We start from the raw sequence: 17,643 nt of genomic DNA on the forward strand, positions 1-17,643 counted from the left end.
CAGAGGAGGGCGGCGGCCAGGGAGTCGTACGCGACGGCTGGGGGCGGCGGTCTCGCCGCGCCGGTCAGCCGGCGCCGATCGTGGAGGTCGCCGCGGGCTGCGGGAAGAGGGCCTGTATGGCGACGGCCGCTCCGCCTCGGGCCCACTCCTCCCAGGGCAGCGGGCGCAGCGAGAGCGGACAGCGGGAAGCGGCGCCGAAGACGTGCGCGGCGTACGCGTCCTGGATGTGGCGGCCGAGGAGGTCGTAGGCGTCGACTCCCTCACCGCTGACGACGACCCGTTCCGGGCCGACGACGTTGACCAGGGTGGCGATGCCGACCCCGATGGCGCGTCCGGCGCGGGCGAAGGCCTCGCAGGCCTCGGGGCTGCCCTCGCGGGCCATCCCGACGACCTCGCCGAAGGTGAGGCGCGGGTTCGCGGTGGCCTCGCGGACCGCCGCGAGGATCACGTCGGTCGAGGCGAGGGCCTCGACGCAGCCGCGGGCGCCGCAGCGACAGCGCGGTCCTGCCGGGTCGACGCAGACGTGTCCGACCTCGCCCGCGACGCCGTAGGCGCCTCTGAGCAGGCGTCCGTTGACGACGAGGGCGGAGCCGATGCCCGAGCCGATGGTGACCAGCGCGAAGTACTCGGTGCCGATGCCTTCGCCGAACCAGTGCTCGGCGACGGTGAGGGCCCGGACGTCGTTCTCGACGGTGACCGTCAGGCCGGTGGTGGCGGCGAGCAGTTCCGCGACCGGGACGTCGCGCCAGCCGAGCAGGCCGGAGTGGCGGAGCCGTCCGCTGTCGCGGTCCACGTCTCCGTTCACGGCGACGCCGAGGTGACGCGTACGGTCCCTGAACGCCGGGTCGGTGTCGAGGAGTTCGTCGACCAGGCCGGCGACCTGGGCGGCGACGGCCCCGGGGGTGCACTCGCTCAGCGGCCGGCCGGCGGTGGCCCGGATGCCGGCCCTGAGGTCGCAGACGGCGCCGAAGAGCTCGTCGGCGCTGATCTTCAGTCCGATGAAGTACTCCCGGTCAGGAGCGACCGCGAGCGGGTTGACGGGCCGGCCGGCGCCGGGGGCGGTGCGCTCCGGTGGGAGTTCGTACAGGTAGCCGTCGTCGATGAGCGGCCTGGCCGCCTTGGTGACGGCCGTCGAGGAGAGTCCCGTTCGCCGGGCCAGTTCCACTCTGCTGAGCGGGCCCTCCGCGAGGAGCAGGGCGAGGACCGCGGTCTCGGCGGGTGCACTGACCAGAGGCTGGGAGTGATGTCGAAACACGGAGGCAACGTAGAGCAAATAAATAACTTCTTCCAGTATTGATTTGGGAGTTGGGGCTCCCCTACGCTCGGGCCCGCTTCTGTGCCCATCTCCGGCATCTGGAAAGCGACTTCGGCGACGCTCCACGCAAGTCGCCCTGGATACGGCCCTGTTCCCACCGCACCGTCAGGGGATCCATCCGTGCTTGCCGCACTCCCGCTCGTCACCTTCGACCCCGACCTCGGCCTCGCGGTCCTGCGGACGCCCCACAGCGTCTACGCGCTCCGCCTCGCCGCCGACGGCAGCCCCCGCAACGTCCACTGGGGCGGGCCGCTCGGCATCGACGCCCTGGCCGCGCTGCCCGACGCGGCCTCACCCGCCGCGAGCAGCTTCGAGGCGGACGCCGCGCCCGACGAACTCGCGCCTCAGACCGGGGCACGCTTCGGACCGGCCGGCCTTCAGGTCCGCTTCGCCGACGGCACCCGAGGCACCCAGTGGCGCTTCGCCGGCCACCACGTCGACGGCGGGGAGCTGCGGCTGCGCCTGGAGGACCGGCACCGCCCGCTGCGGGCCGAACTCTGCTATCGCGTACGGCCCGACACGGATGTCATCGAACGCTGGACGGAACTGACCCACACCGGGGAGGCGGACGGATCGTCCGATCCGATCTCCGTCGACCGGCTCGACTCGGCGTCCTGGACCGCTCCCCCGCTGGCCGACTACCGGCTCAGCCACCTGGCGGGCGGCTGGAACAGCGAGTTCCAGCTGCAGCGCGACCGGCTTCCGGTCGCCGAGACCGTGCTGACGAGCCGCCGGGGAATCACCGGCCACCATGCGAACCCCTGGCTGGCCGTCGACGACGGCACCGCGAGCGAGGTACGGGGCGAGGTGTGGAGCACCGCGCTCGCCTGGAGCGGAAGCTGGCGCGTCACGGTCCACCGCGATCCGGTCGGCCGCACCACCTGGACCGGCGGCTTCGGCCACGAGGGGGTCGGCTGGACCCTGCGGCCGGGCGAGAGCCTGCGCACCCCGGTGTTCGCGGGCCTCTACACGCCGGACGGTTTCGGCGGGGCCAGCCGTGCCTGGCACGCGTACGTGAGCGGGAACGTGCTGCCGGAGCCCGAGCGCGACCGGCCGGTCCTCTACAACTCGTGGGAGGCCACGGGGTTCGACGTCGACGAGGCCGGTCAGATCCACCTCGCGCGGCTGGCCGCCGGGCTCGGCGCGGAGCTCTTCGTCCTGGACGACGGCTGGTTCGGTACCCGCCGTGACGACCGGTCGGGCCTGGGCGACTGGACGCCTCGCCCCGAGGCCTTCCCCCGCGGGCTGCGTCCGCTCGCCGACGAGGTGCACCGCCTCGGCATGCGGTTCGGACTGTGGGTGGAACCGGAAATGGTCAACCGGGACAGCGAGTTGTACCGGGCGCATCCGGACTGGGTCGTCCACTCCGGCCGGCTCGACGCGACCGAGCTCCGCAACCAGCTGGTGCTGAACTTCGGCCGGCCCGAGGTGGAGGCCTGGGCCCGCCAGACCCTCGACCGCCTGGTCCGCGAGCACGACGTCGACTGGCTCAAGTGGGACGCCAACCGTCCGTTCACCGAGGCGGGTTGGGACGGCCATCCCGACCCCGACCGGCTCTGGATCGATCACACCCGGGCCGTCCACCGCATCATGGACCGGCTCCGTGCCGACCACCCCGGCCTGGGCATCGAGGCGTGCGCGGGCGGTGGCGGGCGCGTCGACCTCGGCATGCTCGCCCGCACCGACCAGGCCTGGACCTCGGACAACACCGATCCGGTCGACCGGATCGGGATCCAGCACGGCTTCTCCCAGCTGTTCCCCGCCCGGGCGATGGCCGCGTGGGTCACCGACAGCCCGAACCCCGCCACGGGCCGGCGCACTCCGCTGCGCTTCCGCTTCCATGTCGCCATGGCCGGGGCTCTGGGGCTCGGCGGGGACCTGACGTCCTGGTCTGAGGAGGAGCTGAAGGAGGCCGCCGAGCTCGTCGCCGCGTACAAGCGCATCCGCCCGCTCGTCCAGCGGGGACACCAGCACCGCGTCGCCTTCGAGGGTCCCGTGTCCGCCGTCCACTACGCGGCGCCGGACGACAGCGAGCACGCGATCCTCGTCTGGCGCCCCACCACCCGCTTCGGCCACGCGCCCGCCCCCGTGCGGCTGCCCGCACTCGACCCGGAGGCGCGCTACCTGGACCTGGACCTGGACCGGGTGCACAGCGGTGCCGTCCTGGTGAGCCGGGGCATCGACCCGCGGCTGCCCTCCGGCGACCACGCCAGCAGCCTGATCCGGCTCCGCCGCGTCGGCCCCTGATCCCCCTCCACCCACGACACCTCTGGACAGCCCCATGGACACCGCACCGGACACCGCCCGCGTCCTGGTGGTCGGCATCGACGGCGTACGCCTCGACCTGCTCCCCGAACTCGACACCCCCCACCTCGACGGGATAGCCCGCGAGGGCTTCCTCGCCCCGGTCGAGGTGGACGCCGCCACACCCACGATGTCCGGCCCGTGCTGGGCCACGATCGTCACCGGTGTCGGCGTCGCCAAGCACGGGGTGTGGGGCAACCGCCTGGACGGCAACCGTCTCGACGTCTTCCCCGACTTCACGACCCGGCTCGCCGCCGACTGCGGACGCCGCACGTTCGCCGTCGGAGGCTGGGCTCCGCTCTTCCTCGCCCAGCAGGGCGGCCCGCTCTTCGTCGCCCCCACCCGGCTCGGCTACGTCGCTCCCCGCGAGGACACGCCCGAGGCCTGGGAGGAGGTGGACACACGGGTGACCACCGACGCGGAGCACCTCCTCGGCCTGGACGAGGACCTCCACGCCGGCTTCGTCTACCTGGGCGCGGTCGACGAGACCGCCCACTTCCTGGGCTGCGGCGCGGAGTACCGCGAGTCGATCGAGGCCGCGGACCGCCGCCTCGGCCGCCTCCTCGCCGCCGTGCGCCGCCGCCCCTCGTACGAGCAGGAGCGGTGGACGGTCATCGTGGTCACGGACCACGGCCACCGCGACGAAGGCGGACACGGGGGCCGCAGCCCGCAGGAGCGCACCGCCTGGATCGCCGCGTGCGGCCCGGGCCTGCCCGCCGGTACGGCCCCGCAGATCCTCCACCACGCCGATGTGGCCGCCCAGGTGTACACCGCCCTCGGCATCACACCCGACCCCCACTGGACCCTGGACGGCGCGCCTTTCCGCGCATGACCCGTCAGTCCTCCCCCGGCGCCCGCATTCCCCGGGCACGCGCGGTCTTCGTCGCCGTCTCGGACCCGAGGAGGTCGAGGACCTCGCGGGCCCGGGCCGGCCGGGTGGAGGACGCGAGCACGCCCGCGCTGAAGAGCGAGCTGATCGCGGTGTCCCCCGGCAGCGGTCCGACGACGACCACGCCCGGCAGGTCCATCAGCTCGCTGTGCTGCTGGAAGGCCAGGTCGGCCTGCCCGGACGACAGCAGGCTGCCGGCGGGCACCCCCGGTGCCGCCTGGACCAGTCGGTCGGCGAGCGTCTCGGTGAGGCCGAGCCTGCCGATCAGGCCGACGAGTGCCGTCCCGCTCGGGCCCGTGGAGTAGGCGATCCTCCTCGCGGCCAGGAGGGCGGCTCGCAGCTCGGACTCCGAGCCGAGCGCCGGGACCGGCGTCCCGTCCGGCACGGCGGCGACGACCTGGGAGATCCACAGCGGCCGCACCGTCTCCGCCAGGAGGTGCCCTTCCGCCGCCAGCGCGGCCAGCGCTCCGTCGGCCAGCACGAGCAGGTCGGCCTGCGCGCCCTCGCGTACGCGCCGTGCGGTCTCGACCCCGCCGGCGGCCTCGAAGCGGACGGGGATCCCGTGGGCGAGCCGGATGTGCTCGGAGAGCTCGGCCAGGATCGGCCGGGTCGCCATCGAGGACAGTCCGGAGATCTCTCGGTTCAACTGGACTCCTTGGTGTGCGGCAGCTGGTGCGGCGGGCAGCCGGGCTGCTCGGCGCCGGTCTGCGAGACTGACCGCGTGAGCGCGACCCAGATCTCAGCAGCAGGAAAAGTCCTCAAGGTCCTCTCGGCCTTCGGCCGTGAGCACTCCTCACAGACCCTGTCGGAGATCGCACAGCGTACGGGTCTCGCTCTGAGCACCACGCACAGGGTGGTGACGGAGCTCGCCGGCTGGGGCGTCCTGGAGCGCGGTGAGGACGGGGCGTGGCATGTCGGGCTGAGGCTCTGGGAGATCGCCTCGGGATGCCCGCGCACCCAGATCCTGCGCGATGTGGCACTGCCTTTCATGCAGGACCTCTACGAGGTGACCCACGAGAACATCCAGCTCGCGGTGCGCGAGGGCACCGAGCTCGTGTTCGTCGAGCGGATCGCCGGGCACCGGTCGGTGGAGCTGCTGACCTCCGTCGGGACGCGTTTCCCGGTCGCCTCCACCGGAATGGGCCGGGTGCTCCTCGCGCACGCGCCGCGGGAGATCCAGGAGGAGGTCCTCGACTCGCCGCTGCGGTCCTGGACCCCGCACACCGTCGTCGACCCGAAGGCGCTGCGCACCCAGCTGGACCGGATCCGCCGCGAACAGGTCTTCGTCAGCGACCGGCAGCTCTCGGCGAGCACGATCGCCGTGGCCGCACCCGTGCGGATCGGGCGCAGGGGTCCGGTCAGCGCCGCGCTCGGAATCGTGTTCACGGCACAGGGCGCGAGCCGTGCGCGCACGTTGCGCGAGCCGCTCCTGAGGGCGGCGCACGGGATCTCCGACGAGCTCGCCCGGCGTACCCACACGACCGCCTGAGAAAAGAGCGGGCTTCCGCCTGACGGAAACGCCCGCGACCGGCCGCGGCACCGGCTGTCAACGTTCGACGTGTTCGGAACGTTCTCGGTTGCTCAGGAGATGCCATGGCTGATGCCGTCGTCGACACCGTTTCCTCGGTTCCAGTCGCTGTCGTCGGTGCCGGCCCAGCCGGCCTGATGCTGGCGCACCGGCTGGGGCGCGCGGGGATCGACGCGATCGTGGTCGACACCCGCACCCGCCACGAGATCGAGACGACGCAGCGGGCCGGCATCCTCGAGGCCGACGCGGCCCGCGACCTGGTCGAGACCGGCGTCTCCGACCGGATCCTGCGCGAGGGCCACGAGCACGAGGGCACGGTGCTCCGGTTCGGCGGCCGGCCGCACCGCATCCCCTTCAAGGAGCTGGTCGGCGAGTCGGTGTGGCTCTACCCGCAGACCGACGTGTTCATCGATCTGGCCGACGCACGGGAACGCGACGGCGGCACGGTCCACTTCGGTGTCAGGGACACCGAGGTCCTCGACATCACGACCGGTGCTCCCCGGGTCCGCTACACCGCTCCCGACGGATCGCGTCACGAGATCCGCGCGCGGTACGTGGTCGGTGCGGACGGGTCGCGCAGCATGTGCCGCAACCTGGTCCCGGAGGACCGGCGGGTGCGCTACGGCAAGGAGTACCCCTACGCGTGGTTCGGCATCCTCGCCGAGGCGCCGATCAGCGCGCCCGAGCTCGTGTACGCCCACTCCGAGCACGGCTTCGCGCTGATCAGCCAGCGCTCCGAGTCCGTGCAGCGCATGTACTTCCAGTGCTCCCCCGACGAGTCCGTCGACGCCTGGTCCGACGACCGCGTGTGGGAGACGCTTCAGGCGCGGGTGGCCGGTGAGGACGGCTTCCGGCTGAACGAGGGCCCGATCACCGACAAGACGGTGCTGCGGTTCCGCTCCTTCGTGCAGGAGCCGATGCGCTGGGGTTCGCTGATGCTCGCCGGGGACGCCGCGCACACGGTGCCCCCGACCGGCGCCCGCGGGCTCAACCTCGCCCTGCACGACGTGAAGGTCCTGGCCGAGCTCCTGGTGCGGGCACTCGGCGGCGCGGGCGACGCCGCCCTCGACGACTACCAGCCGCGCGCGCTGCAGCGGGTCTGGCGGGCGCAGAACTTCTCGCACTGGATGACCCAGCTGCTGCACACGGCGCCCGGCGGCTCGCCGTTCGACCTGCGCCGCCAGCTCGGCGAGCTCGACAACGCCGTGGGCACCCGATCCGGACGCACCTACCTCGCCGAGCAGTACACCGGCTGGCCCGCCGGCTCCCGCGGCTGACCCCGACGACCTCAGGAGACACCCCATGATCATCGACTGTCACGGCCACTTCACCACCGCGCCGCCACAGCTGACGCAGTGGCGGGACCGCCAGGTGGTGGCGGTCGGCAGCCCCGGGGACGCGCCCGACCCCGACTCCCTGGTCATCACCGACGACGAGCTCCGCCGGGCGATCGAGGGCAACCAGCTGCGACTCATGGACGAGCGCGGCAGCGACCTGACGATCTTCTCCCCGCGGGCCAGCTTCATGGCCCACCACATCGGCGACTTCCAGGTCTCCTCGACCTGGGCGCGGATCTGCAACGACCTGGTCCACCGGGTCGGCACGCTGTACCCCGAGCGCTTCGCGACGGGCGCGATGCTGCCGCAGTCCCCGGGGGTCGACCCCGCGACCTGCCTGCCCGAGCTGCGGCGCGCGGTCGAGGAACTGGGAGCGGTCACGGTCAACCTCAACCCCGATCCGTCCGGCGGGCGTTGGACCGCGCCGCCGCTGACGGACCGCAGCTGGTACCCGCTGTACGAGGCGATGGTCGAGTACGACATCCCCGCCATGATCCACGTCAGCACCTCGTGCAACCCCGCCTTCCACACGACCGGTGCCCACTACCTGAACGCCGACACCACGGCGTTCATGCAGCTGGTCCAGGGCGACCTGTTCGCCGACTTCCCGACGCTGCGGTTCGTGATCCCGCACGGCGGCGGGGCGGTGCCCTACCACTGGGGCCGTTTCCGCGGTCTGGCGATGGCCCTCGGGAAGCCGGACCCGGAGGCGCTGCTCGACAACGTCTTCTTCGACACCTGCGTCTACCACCAGCCCGGCATCGACCTGCTGACCCGGGTGATCCCCAGCCGGTCCGTCCTGTTCGCCAGCGAGATGATCGGCGCGGTCCGCGACATCGACCCGCGCACCGGCCACCACTTCGACGACACGAAGCGCTACGTCGACGCCACCGCGCACCTGTCGGACGAGGAGCGGGCCGCCGTCTACTCCGGCAACGCCCTGCGCGTCTACCCCCGACTCGCCGCCCGCCTCGCCGCGGCCGGCCGCTGACCCCAGGAGAAGTACGCATGGAACACACCGAGATCGGCGTCGTCCACACCAAGGTCGACCGCGCCGACCCCGCGGCCGTCGCGGAGCTGTCGAAGTTCGGCGTCGCGACGATCCACGAGGCCATGGGCAGGGTCGGCCTGATGCGCCCCTACCTGCGCCCGGTCTACCCGAAGGCCCGGATGTGCGGCACGGCCGTGACCGTGCTGCTCCAGCCCGGCGACAACTGGATGCTGCACGTCGCCGCCGAGCAGATCGAGGACGGGGACGTCGTCGTCGCGGCCTGCACGACCGAGAGCGAGGACGGATTCTTCGGCGAGCTGCTCGCCACCTCGTTCCGCGCCCGGGGCTGCCGGGGCCTGGTCATCGACGGCGGTGTCCGCGACGTCGCCGACCTGGAGGGGATGGACTTCCCCGTCTTCTCCCGCGCGGTCAACGCCAAGGGGACGGTCAAGGCCACCCTCGGCTCGGTCAACGTGCCCGTGGTCTGCGGCAACGCCCTCGTCCGGCCCGGTGACGTGATCGTCGCCGACGCCGACGGCGTCGTCGTGGTGCCGCGCGAGCGGGCCGCCGAGGTGGCCGCCGCGTCGGCCGCGCGCGAGGCCGACGAGGAGGGCAAGCGCGCGCGGTTCCGCGCGGGCACGTTGGGCCTGGACATGTACGGCATGCGCGGCCCGCTGGCCGAGCTCGGACTGCGGTACGAGGACTGAGGACAGCTCATGACCACGAGTTTCGAGAAGACCCCCGGCTGGCTGGACTGGTACGCCGGTCCGAGCCGCCCGGAGTTCCGGCTTCCCGACGGAGCCGTCGACGCGCACTGCCACGTCTTCGGCCCCGGCGCCGAGTTCCCGTACGCGCCCGAGCGCAAGTACACGCCGTGCGACGCCTCCAAGGACCAGCTCTTCGCACTCCGCGACCACCTCGGCTTCGCCCGTGCCGTCGTGGTGCAGGCGACCTGTCACGGCGCCGACAACACCGCCATGGTCGACGCCCTGCGGGCCTCCGGCGGCCTCGCCCGGGGCGTGGCGACGCTGCGGCCCGACGTCACCGACGCGCAGGTGCGGGAGCTGCACGAGGCGGGCGTCCGCGGGGTGCGGTTCAACTTCGTCAAGCGCTTGGTGGACGCGGCGCCGAAGCAGGACCTGCTGGACATCGTCGAGAAGATCGCGCCGTACGGCTGGCACGTCGTCGTCTACTTCGAGGCCGCCGACCTCGCCGACCTGCGGGACTTCTTCCTCTCGATACCGGTGCCGCTGGTCATCGACCACATGGGCCGGCCGGACACCGCGAAGGACCCTGACGGGCCCGACTTCGAGGCGTTCCTGAACTTCATGCGGGCCCGGCCCGACATCTGGTGCAAGGTGACGTGCCCGGAACGCCTCTCGGTGAGCGGCCCGCCGGCCGTCGACGGGGAGCGGCGGGCCTACCGCGACGTAGTCCCCTTCGCCCGGCGCGTCGTCGAGGAGTTCCCCGACCGGGTGCTGTGGGGCACCGACTGGCCGCACCCCAACCTCACCGACCACATGCCCGACGACGGGCTGCTCGTCGACTTCGTCCCGCACATCGCGCCGACGCCGGAGCTGCGGCAGAAGCTGCTCGTCGACAACCCGATGCGCCTGTACTGGCCCGACGCCGACTGACCCTCCCCCGATTGGAGCCCCAGCATGTCGCTGGACAAGACCTACAAGCTGGTACCGGGGACGACCGTCTTCGACTCCGAGCAGTCGGCCAAGGGCTACCACCTCAACCAGTTCTGCATGTCGCTGATGACGGCGGAGAACCGCGCGAGCTACCTCGCCGACGAGCGCGCCTACCTGGACGCCTGGCCGCTGCGGGAGGAGCAGAAGCAGGCGCTGCTCGACCGCGACCTCAACGCGGCGATGCGCGAGGGCGGGAACATCTACTTCCTCGCCAAGTGGGGTGCCACGCTGGGCTTCTCGTTCCAGCAGATGGCGGGCTCGATGACCGGCATGACCGAGCAGGAGTACCGCGACATGATGGTCGGCGGCGGACGCTCGGTCGAGGGGAACCGCATCGACCACGCCGTCCTCGAAGCGGCCCACGCCCCGGCGGTCCCCGCCGAGCGCGCCGCGATCACCGGTGCCGTCTTCACCTCGCACGTGCCGGCGATCGGCGCGGCGCTCGACCACGGCAAGACCGACGAGCCGTACTGGCAGCCGGTCTTCGCGGGGTACGAGTACTCCAAGGCGTGGGAGCGGGAGAACGTCCCCGACGTGGTCTTCCTGGTCTACAACGACCACGCCAGCGCCTTCGACCAGTCGATGATCCCGACCTTCGTGCTCGGCACCGGGGCCTCCTACCCCGTCGCCGACGAGGGGTACGGGCCCCGCCCCGTGCCCGGTATCGAGGGCGACCCCGACCTGGCCGCGCACATCGCGCACTCCCTGATCCGGGACGACTTCGACCTGACCCTCGTCAACGAGATGGCCGTCGACCACGGACTGACCGTCCCGCTGTCGCTGATGTTCGGCGACGTGGAGAAGTGGCCGTGCAAGGTCATCCCGTTCCACGTCAACGTGGTGCAGTACCCGGTGCCCTCCGGTGCCCGGTGCTTCAAGCTGGGCCAGGCCCTGCGCAAGGCGATCGAGTCGTACGACCGGCCGCTCGACGTGCAGGTGTGGGGCACCGGCGGCATGAGCCACCAGCTCCAGGGCCCGCGCGCCGGACTGATCAACCGGGAATGGGACGACGCCTTCCTGGACCGGCTGGTCGAGGACCCGGCCGGCCTGGCCGAGGTCCCCCACCTGGAGTACGTCGAGGAGGCCGGCTCCGAGGGCATCGAGCTGGTCATGTGGCTGATCGCCCGCGGCGCGATGAGCGATGTCGACGGCTCCGGCGAGGTCGAGGTCAAGCACCGCTTCTACCATGTGCCGGCGTCGAACACCGCCGTCGGCCACCTGATCCTGGAGAACCGCCCCCGGGCCGAAGAGCCCGCCGAGAAGGAGTGACATGACTGACGACCGGACCCTGCGGATCGCCCTGGCCGGGGGCGGCGCCTTCGGTGCCAAGCACGCGGCCGCGCTGAAGCGGATCGAGGGCGTCGAGGTGGCCGCCGTCGTGAGCAGCAGCCTCGAACGCGCCCAGAAGTTCGCCGCGGAGCAGGGCGTGGGCCGCGCCGTCGCCTCCCTGGACGAGGTCCTCGCGATGGACGACATCGACGCCGTCGTCCTCGCCACGCCCACCCAGCTGCACGCCTCGCAGACGCTGGCCTGCCTGGAGGCGGGCAAGCACGTGCAGGTGGAGATCCCGCTCGCCGACTCGCTGGGCGACGCCGAGGCGTGTCTGGCGGCGCAGGAGCGCACCGGGCTCGTCGCCATGGTGGGCCACACCCGGCGCTTCAACCCGAGCCACCAGTGGGTGCGGCGGCGGATCGAGGCCGGCGAGTTCGGCATCCAGCAGATGGACGTGCAGACGTACTTCTTCCGCCGGAAGAACCTCAACGCGCTCGGGCAGCCGCGCTCCTGGACCGACCACCTGCTGTGGCACCACGCCGCGCACACCGTCGACCTGTTCGCCTACCAGGCCGGTTCGCCGATCGTGCAGGCGAACGCGATCCAGGGGCCGATCCACCCCGAGCTCGGCATCGCGATGGACATGTCGATCCAGCTGCGCGCGGCGAACGGCGCCATCTGCACGCTGTCGCTGTCGTTCAACAACGACGGCCCGCTGGGCACCTTCTTCCGCTACATCGGCGACTCCGGCACGTACATCGCCCGGTACGACGACCTGTTCACCGGCAAGGAGGAGCCGATCGACGTGAGCGGCGTCGACGTGTCGATGGACGGCATCGAGCTCCAGGACCGCGAGTTCGTCGCCGCGATCCGCGAGGGCCGGGAGCCCAACTCCTCCATCGCCCAGGTGCTGTCCTGCTACCGGACGCTCGCGGCCCTGGAGGAGCAGCTGAACGCGGTCGCGGGCTCGTGAGCGTGCCGACGCCCCGCCGGATCGGGCCCTTCGAGGTCCCGGCCGTCGGCCTGGGCTGCATGAACCTGAGCCACGCGTACGGTGTGGCGCCGACGCCTCAGGAGGCCGAGCGGCTCCTGCTGACGGCCGTGGAGGAGGGCGTCACGCTCTTCGACACCGCCGCGCTGTACGGCTTCGGCGCCAACGAGGAGCTGGTCGGCCGGGTGCTGGCCGGCCACCGGGACCGGATCGTGCTGGCCAGCAAGTGCGGGATGACCGGCGTCGACGGCCGCCGGGTCATCGACGGACGACCGGAGACGATCCGGCGCACCGCCGACGAGGCGCTGGCCCGGCTCCGTACCGATGTCATCGACGTCTACTACCTCCACCGGCTCGACCGGAAGGTGCCGGTCGAGGAGAGCGTCGGGGCGATGGCCGAACTCGTCGCGGCCGGGAAGGTGCGCGCCCTGGGCCTGTCGGAGGTGTCGGCCGCGACCCTGCGCCGGGCGCACGCCGTGCACCCGATCGCCGCGCTGCAGAACGAGTACAGCCTCTGGTCGCGCAATCCCGAGGAGGGCACGCTGGCGGCGGCCCGCGAACTCGGGGTGGCGCTGGTGGCCTTCAGCCCGCTGGCCCGCGGCGTCCTCACCGACGCCCCGCCGGACCTGGACGCCCTCCCGGCCTCCGACATCCGGCGGGGCATGCCGCGCTTCGACGCCCGGCACTACCCGGCCAACCTGGCTCGGCGCTCCGAGCTGGCCCGGCTCGCCGAGCAGGCCGGCACCGGCCTTCCGCAGCTGGCCCTGGCCTGGGTCCTCTCCCGGGGCCCCCACGTCATCGCGATCCCGGGAACCCGGTCGGTGGCACACCTGCGGGAGAACCTCTCGACGCTCGGCGTCGAGGTCCCCGGCGAGGTGCTCGACGCGGCGGGACGCCTGCTGAACAGCGCGACCGTGCACGGCCCCCGCTACAACGAGGCCACCCTCGCCGAGATCGACACCGAGCGCTGCGGGCGCGCGGGCTGAGCGAGACCGGTCCAGGGGTGCCGGCGCCGACCAGCGGCCGGTACCGGCACCCCTGGCTCGCGGGCTGACGTCGGCCCGCCGGTCCGGGCTCAGCCGACGAGAAGGTCCTTCTTCAGCCGCTTCAGCTCGCGGTGGTCGATGCCCAGGGCGTCCTTGAGGTAGCGGTCGAAGGAGCCGTACGTCGCCTCGACCTCGTCGTAGCCGGAGTTGAGGTACTCGGCGCGGACGTCGAGGAGCGGCTTGTAGACGGCGGCCTGCTGCGGCGGCAGGTGGCCGAGGAGGGCGTCGTTGGCGGCCTTGCGGTACGTGTTGCTGGCGAGGTAGTCGGCCATGACGGTCTCCCTCGGCACGCCCAGGGCGGTCAGCAGGGCTGCGTTGGACCATCCGGTGCGGTCCTTGCCCGCCGTGCAGTGGAAGAGCACGGAACGCTCGTCGTCCTCGCCTATCGCGTCGAACACCTGGCTGTACGCCTTCTTGCCACCGTCGCCGCTGACCATCGCCTTCTCCGCGTCGATCATCATCCGCTCCGCCTCGGCGGGGGTCCTCGGCATGCTCTGGAAGGCACCCGAGCCGGCGAAGACGTCCGCGACGACGTAGTCGGCGCCGGCGGGGACCTTGTCGGGGTCCTTGGCGCGCTCGTCCTCCATGCGCAGGTCGAGGACGGTCTTGATGCGCAGGCGCTGGAGCTTGGCCTGGTCCTCGGCGGTCAGGTGGTTCAGGGCGTCCGAGCGGTAGACCTCGCCCATCCTGACCCACTGGCCGTTCTCGGTGCGGTAGCCGCCGGCGTCACGGAGGTTGACCGTGCCGGAGAGCTTGACGAGCCGGTCGGCGAGTCGCAGGCCCTGGCCGCGGTCGGCCTCGAACCAGAACCACTGGCGGTCGGCGGCGGGCAGGCCGGTGACCACCGCGCGGCCCGTGGCGGCGCCCCGTGCGACGACCCTGCCGTTCGCGCGGATCTCGACGCGCGTGACGCCCTCCGCCTTCCAGGCGAGGGTGAAGGAGCCGTCGGCCTCGGCCGTGACGGTGGCCTCGGTGAACGGAACGGCCCGGCCGGAGTGGTGCTGCTCGGGGTTCCGCGGCCGGTCCCACGCGGCGGCGGTGGCGGCCGGCGCGAGCGGCACGGAGAGGGCGAGAGCGGAGGCGACGACGGTCGCGGACAGGGTTGCCTTGTTCATGGCCGTGAGACTGGGCGGCCGGGGCGAACCTCGTATGAACGCGGAATGGCTGGATGGCACCCCACCGAAGACAAGCGGCACAACGTGCCATCCATGCAAGACGTGCAGGCGACAGACGGCGGGCTCGACTCTCTTGCTCCAACTGGTTTGTGATGCAAAGCTGACGTCATGACAGACGCATCGATGCCCTCACCCGGCACGCCCCGCGACGTCCTCGCCGGCCTCGGCGACCTGACCCGCCAGGTCCGTGCCGCGCAGCGCGGCACCTGGTTCCCTCTCCTGCTGATGGGGCTGCTCACCCTGGGCGGAATCCTCGTCGGCCGCTTCACCACCGAGGTGGAGACCGTCCCCTGCCCGACGGGGGGCAGCTGCACCCTGGTCACGCAGGGCTCGCCGGTCTACTGGCCCGTCGGACTCGCCCTGGCCTACGCCGCGACGGCGTTCTTCTACGTCCGCCGCTCCCGCTCCCGCGGTGTCGGCACGCCCGTCCGCCCGTACGTCCTCACCGGCATCGCCCTGGTCGCGATGTCGAGCGCCACCGCGTTCTGGAGCCTGCGCCACGGGATCCCGCAGCCCGGCGAGCAGGTCGACCTCTGGGGCCTGCACCTCGACCCCGGCTCCGGGGTGACGATGTTCCTCGAACGGCTCGCCGGGAACGCCATCGCCGTCGGGCTGCCCCTGCTGGTCCTGGCGTGGGTGGAGCGCAGCCGGGCCCTGCTGCTGCTCGCCGCCGGCTACCTGGCCGTCGAACTGGTGCCGCCGCCGACCGGTTGGGCGGGGATCTCCGCCACCTCGGTCTGGTCCTCCCTGCCCCACTTCGCCGTCCCCGGCGTGCTCCTCCTGCTCGGCGCCCTCGGCTTCGGACTGGCCGAGCTGCACGGCCGGCGCAGCGCGTCATGACCGACCAGCCCGAACCGCACCCCGTCACCGGCCTGGACGACGTCGTCCACCAGCGCGTCCGCCTCGGCATCCTCACGGTCGCCCACCAGGCGCGCCGCGTCGAGTTCGGCTTCCTGCGCACGGCGCTCGGCCTCACGGCCGGAAACCTCAGCCAGCACCTGTCCGTTCTGGAGAAGGCCGGACTGATCGACATCGAGAAGGGCTACGAGGGCAAGCGCGCCCGCACCTGGCTCTCCCTCACCCCCGCCGGCGATCGCGCCCTCAAGGACGAGGTCACCCAGCTCAAGCGGCTCATCCACCAGATCGAACAGGGCGGGTCCTAGGCCCCGCGAGCCCGGCCCGATCCGAAAGACAGGCCCTAGGCCATCCAGAAGAAGACGGCCGTCATCCGCTTGTCCTCCAGGGTGGTGCCCGTGTACGCGGTCGCGGTGTGGATGAGGTTGGCCGAGTACAGCAGCAGGCGGTTGTAGCGGGGCGGGACGCGCAGGTCCTCGGTGAAGGAGTCCGCCGGCACGAAACGGGTGCCGAGCGCGTCGACCAGGTTGTTGTGCGGGGCGAGCACCTGGTTGCCGCCGAGGACACCGCCCGGCAGGTTCTGGCGGTAGAAGCTGGTGCCGCAGTCCTTGGGCAGGTCCGGGCTCAGGTACAGCACCGCCGCGTACCGGCACAGGCTCCGGGAGTCGGTGTGCGGGCGCGGTTCGCACTCGCCCTCGCCGACGACCTGGACGCAGTTGTGGTTGAAGGTGCCGCCGCCGACGGGGTCCACGGTCCAGAGCTTCTGCACCCCGACGGTCTTCCGTACCAGCTTCTCCACATGGGCGAGTTCGGCCGGTTCGAGGCCGGGCATCGTGCGCAGGCCCGGCCACGGCTCGGGCTTGTGGGGGTAGCCCTCGACCCAGTCGTCCCGTTCGAGCATGCGGGCACGTACGGCGTCGGGGTCGGGCAGGACGTCGTCGAGGATCCAGTAGTCGCGACCGCGGGTGGGCTTGCGGTACGGAAGGACCTGGACCTGGCTGGTGCGTGGGGGGTGTGTCGCCATGCCGCGAACGCTAGTGCGGGGGCTGACGCCACCCGCCAAAGCGCCGCCAAGACTGCGGCAAGACATCGTCATGCAGGCAATCCGCAGGAAAAGTCGGCCGCGAGGGGGTCACTGAAAGCTGAGCCGGTGCGGGTGGTCCGGGTCGGCCGGGCAGGTGTGGACGCGCATGAGACCGCGGCCCAGGTAGACGCCGACCGGGTCGATGACCCGCGGGTCGTCCGTGGCGTCGCGGTCCTCGACCGGCAGCCAGCTCCGCGAGGCGCCGTCGCACTCCACGCCGGCGACGGTGAGCAGCGGCGGCATCGGTGTCCCGCAGGTGGCGCAGTCCACGGGCCTGGGGTCGGTCAGGTGCCAGGAGGCGAAGCCTCCGACCTTCCAGCCGGGGGCGATCGAGAGGTCGCTCATGTAGTCGATCTCCTCGGGCTCCTGCGCGCGGGCGGCGGCCATGGCCGCCTCGTACTCCTCGTACGTCGCGTAGCTCGCGGGCGAGGACGAGTCGTACGCGTCGTCGTCCTCGTCCTCGTCGAGAAGGCCCTCCTCCCACTCGGCGATCTCCTCCTGGAGCTCCTCCCCGAGCAGCCCGAGGTACTCGTGCTCGACGACCTGCTCCGGGTGGACGACGCAGGAGGTGGGGACGCACTCCTCGCGCCCCGCGACCGGCGGTTCGGGCTGCGGGGCGAGCACCGCGCCGACGTCGGCCGAGCGGCGCCAGCGCAGCCGGACGTCGATGGTCCGCTCGGGGCCGTGGACCTCGAAGGGGCACCAGAAGACCTGGAGCAGGTCGTGCCCCTCGGGCCCGACGAGGTCCGGGACGTCCCGGGTGTGGAGCTGGGTGACGGCGAGCATCGGCAGCGGGTCCTCGTCACGGAGCTCGGGGACGTGGGTCGCCCGCCTCATCCCGTCGAGGAGCCGCCGCTCCTCGACGGTGAACTCCCGCCCGCGGGCCTCGTCCAGGATGCGCCGGCTGAGCCGTACATCGGTCAGCAGGTGTCCCGTGCCCTTGGGGTGTACGGCGGTGCACACCGGCCACGGCTCGTCGGCGGGCCAGAGGAGCGGCCCCGCCACCGAGCTCTCCTCCGGCTTCGCCGTGCCCTGCCGGGGGTGCAGTCGCGTGGCGGTCCGCCGGTGCCGGGCGAGCGCGGGGAACACCGCTTCGACGTCGACGGGGCGCGGGGGCGTGGTGCGGGTCATGCGCGGATCCTCCAGGGGCGGTTCGGTT

17 protein-coding genes are annotated in these 17,643 nt (G+C 72.3%); 12 read left to right on the forward strand and 5 right to left on the reverse strand.

Annotated features, from left to right (window positions below; genetic code table 11):
• Nucleotides 1-64: 64 nt before the first annotated feature.
• Nucleotides 65-1,255 carry an ROK family protein gene (locus ACFYX3_RS08790; RefSeq protein ID WP_389009882.1) on the reverse strand — a complete coding sequence of 397 codons (1,191 nt, stop codon included), beginning with the start codon at nucleotides 1,253-1,255 and terminating at the stop codon, nucleotides 65-67.
• A 180-nt stretch (nucleotides 1,256-1,435) separates the two neighbouring features.
• On the opposite strand from ACFYX3_RS08790, the gene ACFYX3_RS08795 reads away from it, so the two are divergent.
• Nucleotides 1,436-3,562: an alpha-galactosidase gene (locus ACFYX3_RS08795; RefSeq protein ID WP_389009885.1), complete on the forward strand. Its 2,127-nt coding sequence runs from the start codon at nucleotides 1,436-1,438 to the stop codon at nucleotides 3,560-3,562.
• 34 nt (nucleotides 3,563-3,596) lie between these two features.
• The gene (locus tag ACFYX3_RS08800; RefSeq protein ID WP_389009888.1) at nucleotides 3,597-4,451 is read left to right on the forward strand and encodes an alkaline phosphatase family protein; all 855 of its coding nucleotides are present in this window, start codon (nucleotides 3,597-3,599) and stop codon (nucleotides 4,449-4,451) included.
• Nucleotides 4,452-4,455: 4 nt separating this feature from the next.
• Here the strand turns inward: ACFYX3_RS08800 and ACFYX3_RS08805 are convergent, their stop codons facing one another.
• Nucleotides 4,456-5,154 (reverse strand): substrate-binding domain-containing protein, encoded by a 699-nt coding sequence (locus ACFYX3_RS08805; protein WP_389009891.1) that lies wholly within the window; start codon nucleotides 5,152-5,154, stop codon nucleotides 4,456-4,458.
• 75 nt (nucleotides 5,155-5,229) lie between these two features.
• Here ACFYX3_RS08805 and ACFYX3_RS08810 point away from each other — a divergent pair, with 75 nt between their 5' ends.
• From ACFYX3_RS08810 to ACFYX3_RS08845, 8 genes are all read left to right on the forward strand, one after another.
• Nucleotides 5,230-5,997, forward strand: a complete 768-nt coding sequence (locus tag ACFYX3_RS08810; protein WP_389009894.1) for an IclR family transcriptional regulator — start codon at nucleotides 5,230-5,232, stop codon at nucleotides 5,995-5,997.
• Between the two features lie 104 nt (nucleotides 5,998-6,101).
• A complete protein-coding gene (locus ACFYX3_RS08815) occupies nucleotides 6,102-7,313 on the forward strand; it encodes a 4-hydroxybenzoate 3-monooxygenase (protein ID WP_389009897.1) in 1,212 nt (403 codons plus the stop codon).
• Nucleotides 7,314-7,338: 25 nt separating this feature from the next.
• A complete protein-coding gene (locus ACFYX3_RS08820; protein ID WP_389009900.1) occupies nucleotides 7,339-8,364 on the forward strand; it encodes an amidohydrolase family protein in 1,026 nt (341 codons plus the stop codon).
• 17 nt (nucleotides 8,365-8,381) lie between these two features.
• Nucleotides 8,382-9,071: a 4-carboxy-4-hydroxy-2-oxoadipate aldolase/oxaloacetate decarboxylase gene (ligK, locus tag ACFYX3_RS08825; RefSeq protein WP_389009907.1), complete on the forward strand. Its 690-nt coding sequence runs from the start codon at nucleotides 8,382-8,384 to the stop codon at nucleotides 9,069-9,071.
• A 9-nt stretch (nucleotides 9,072-9,080) separates the two neighbouring features.
• Complete coding sequence (locus tag ACFYX3_RS08830) at nucleotides 9,081-10,001, forward strand: amidohydrolase family protein (RefSeq protein WP_389009910.1); 921 nt, start codon at nucleotides 9,081-9,083, stop codon at nucleotides 9,999-10,001.
• Nucleotides 10,002-10,025: 24 nt separating this feature from the next.
• Nucleotides 10,026-11,330, forward strand: coding sequence for a protocatechuate 4,5-dioxygenase subunit alpha (gene ligA, locus ACFYX3_RS08835; protein WP_389009913.1), 1,305 nt, complete (start codon nucleotides 10,026-10,028; stop codon nucleotides 11,328-11,330).
• A 1-nt stretch (nucleotide 11,331) separates the two neighbouring features.
• Entirely contained in the window at nucleotides 11,332-12,306 is a 975-nt protein-coding gene (locus ACFYX3_RS08840; RefSeq protein WP_389009916.1) for a Gfo/Idh/MocA family oxidoreductase, read from the forward strand.
• Nucleotides 12,303-13,310 carry an aldo/keto reductase gene (locus tag ACFYX3_RS08845; RefSeq protein ID WP_389009919.1) on the forward strand — a complete coding sequence of 336 codons (1,008 nt, stop codon included), beginning with the start codon at nucleotides 12,303-12,305 and terminating at the stop codon, nucleotides 13,308-13,310. Before ACFYX3_RS08840 ends, ACFYX3_RS08845 begins: the two co-directional genes overlap by 4 nt.
• 89 nt (nucleotides 13,311-13,399) lie before the next feature.
• Here ACFYX3_RS08845 and ACFYX3_RS08850 read toward each other — a convergent pair whose 3' ends face one another.
• The gene (locus ACFYX3_RS08850) at nucleotides 13,400-14,485 is read right to left on the reverse strand and encodes a tyrosine-protein phosphatase (protein WP_389009922.1); all 1,086 of its coding nucleotides are present in this window, start codon (nucleotides 14,483-14,485) and stop codon (nucleotides 13,400-13,402) included.
• A 168-nt stretch (nucleotides 14,486-14,653) separates the two neighbouring features.
• Here ACFYX3_RS08850 and ACFYX3_RS08855 point away from each other — a divergent pair, with 168 nt between their 5' ends.
• Together ACFYX3_RS08855 and ACFYX3_RS08860 are read left to right on the forward strand one after the other, a co-directional pair.
• Entirely contained in the window at nucleotides 14,654-15,385 is a 732-nt protein-coding gene (locus ACFYX3_RS08855) for a hypothetical protein (protein ID WP_389009925.1), read from the forward strand.
• Nucleotides 15,382-15,708 (forward strand): winged helix-turn-helix domain-containing protein, encoded by a 327-nt coding sequence (locus ACFYX3_RS08860; protein ID WP_382653252.1) that lies wholly within the window; start codon nucleotides 15,382-15,384, stop codon nucleotides 15,706-15,708. The genes ACFYX3_RS08855 and ACFYX3_RS08860 overlap by 4 nt, the downstream gene beginning before the upstream one ends.
• A 35-nt stretch (nucleotides 15,709-15,743) precedes the next feature.
• On the opposite strand, the gene ACFYX3_RS08865 is transcribed toward ACFYX3_RS08860, so the two are convergent.
• Both ACFYX3_RS08865 and ACFYX3_RS08870 read right to left on the reverse strand, forming a co-directional pair.
• Nucleotides 15,744-16,424: a DUF6445 family protein gene (locus tag ACFYX3_RS08865; protein ID WP_389009929.1), complete on the reverse strand. Its 681-nt coding sequence runs from the start codon at nucleotides 16,422-16,424 to the stop codon at nucleotides 15,744-15,746.
• Nucleotides 16,425-16,532: 108 nt separating this feature from the next.
• Nucleotides 16,533-17,615: a hypothetical protein gene (locus tag ACFYX3_RS08870; RefSeq protein ID WP_389009932.1), complete on the reverse strand. Its 1,083-nt coding sequence runs from the start codon at nucleotides 17,613-17,615 to the stop codon at nucleotides 16,533-16,535.
• Nucleotides 17,616-17,643: the final 28 nt, after the last annotated feature.

Source organism: Streptomyces sp. NPDC002463, from assembly GCF_042889835.1.
GTDB lineage: Bacteria > Actinomycetota > Actinomycetes > Streptomycetales > Streptomycetaceae > Streptomyces > Streptomyces nymphaeiformis.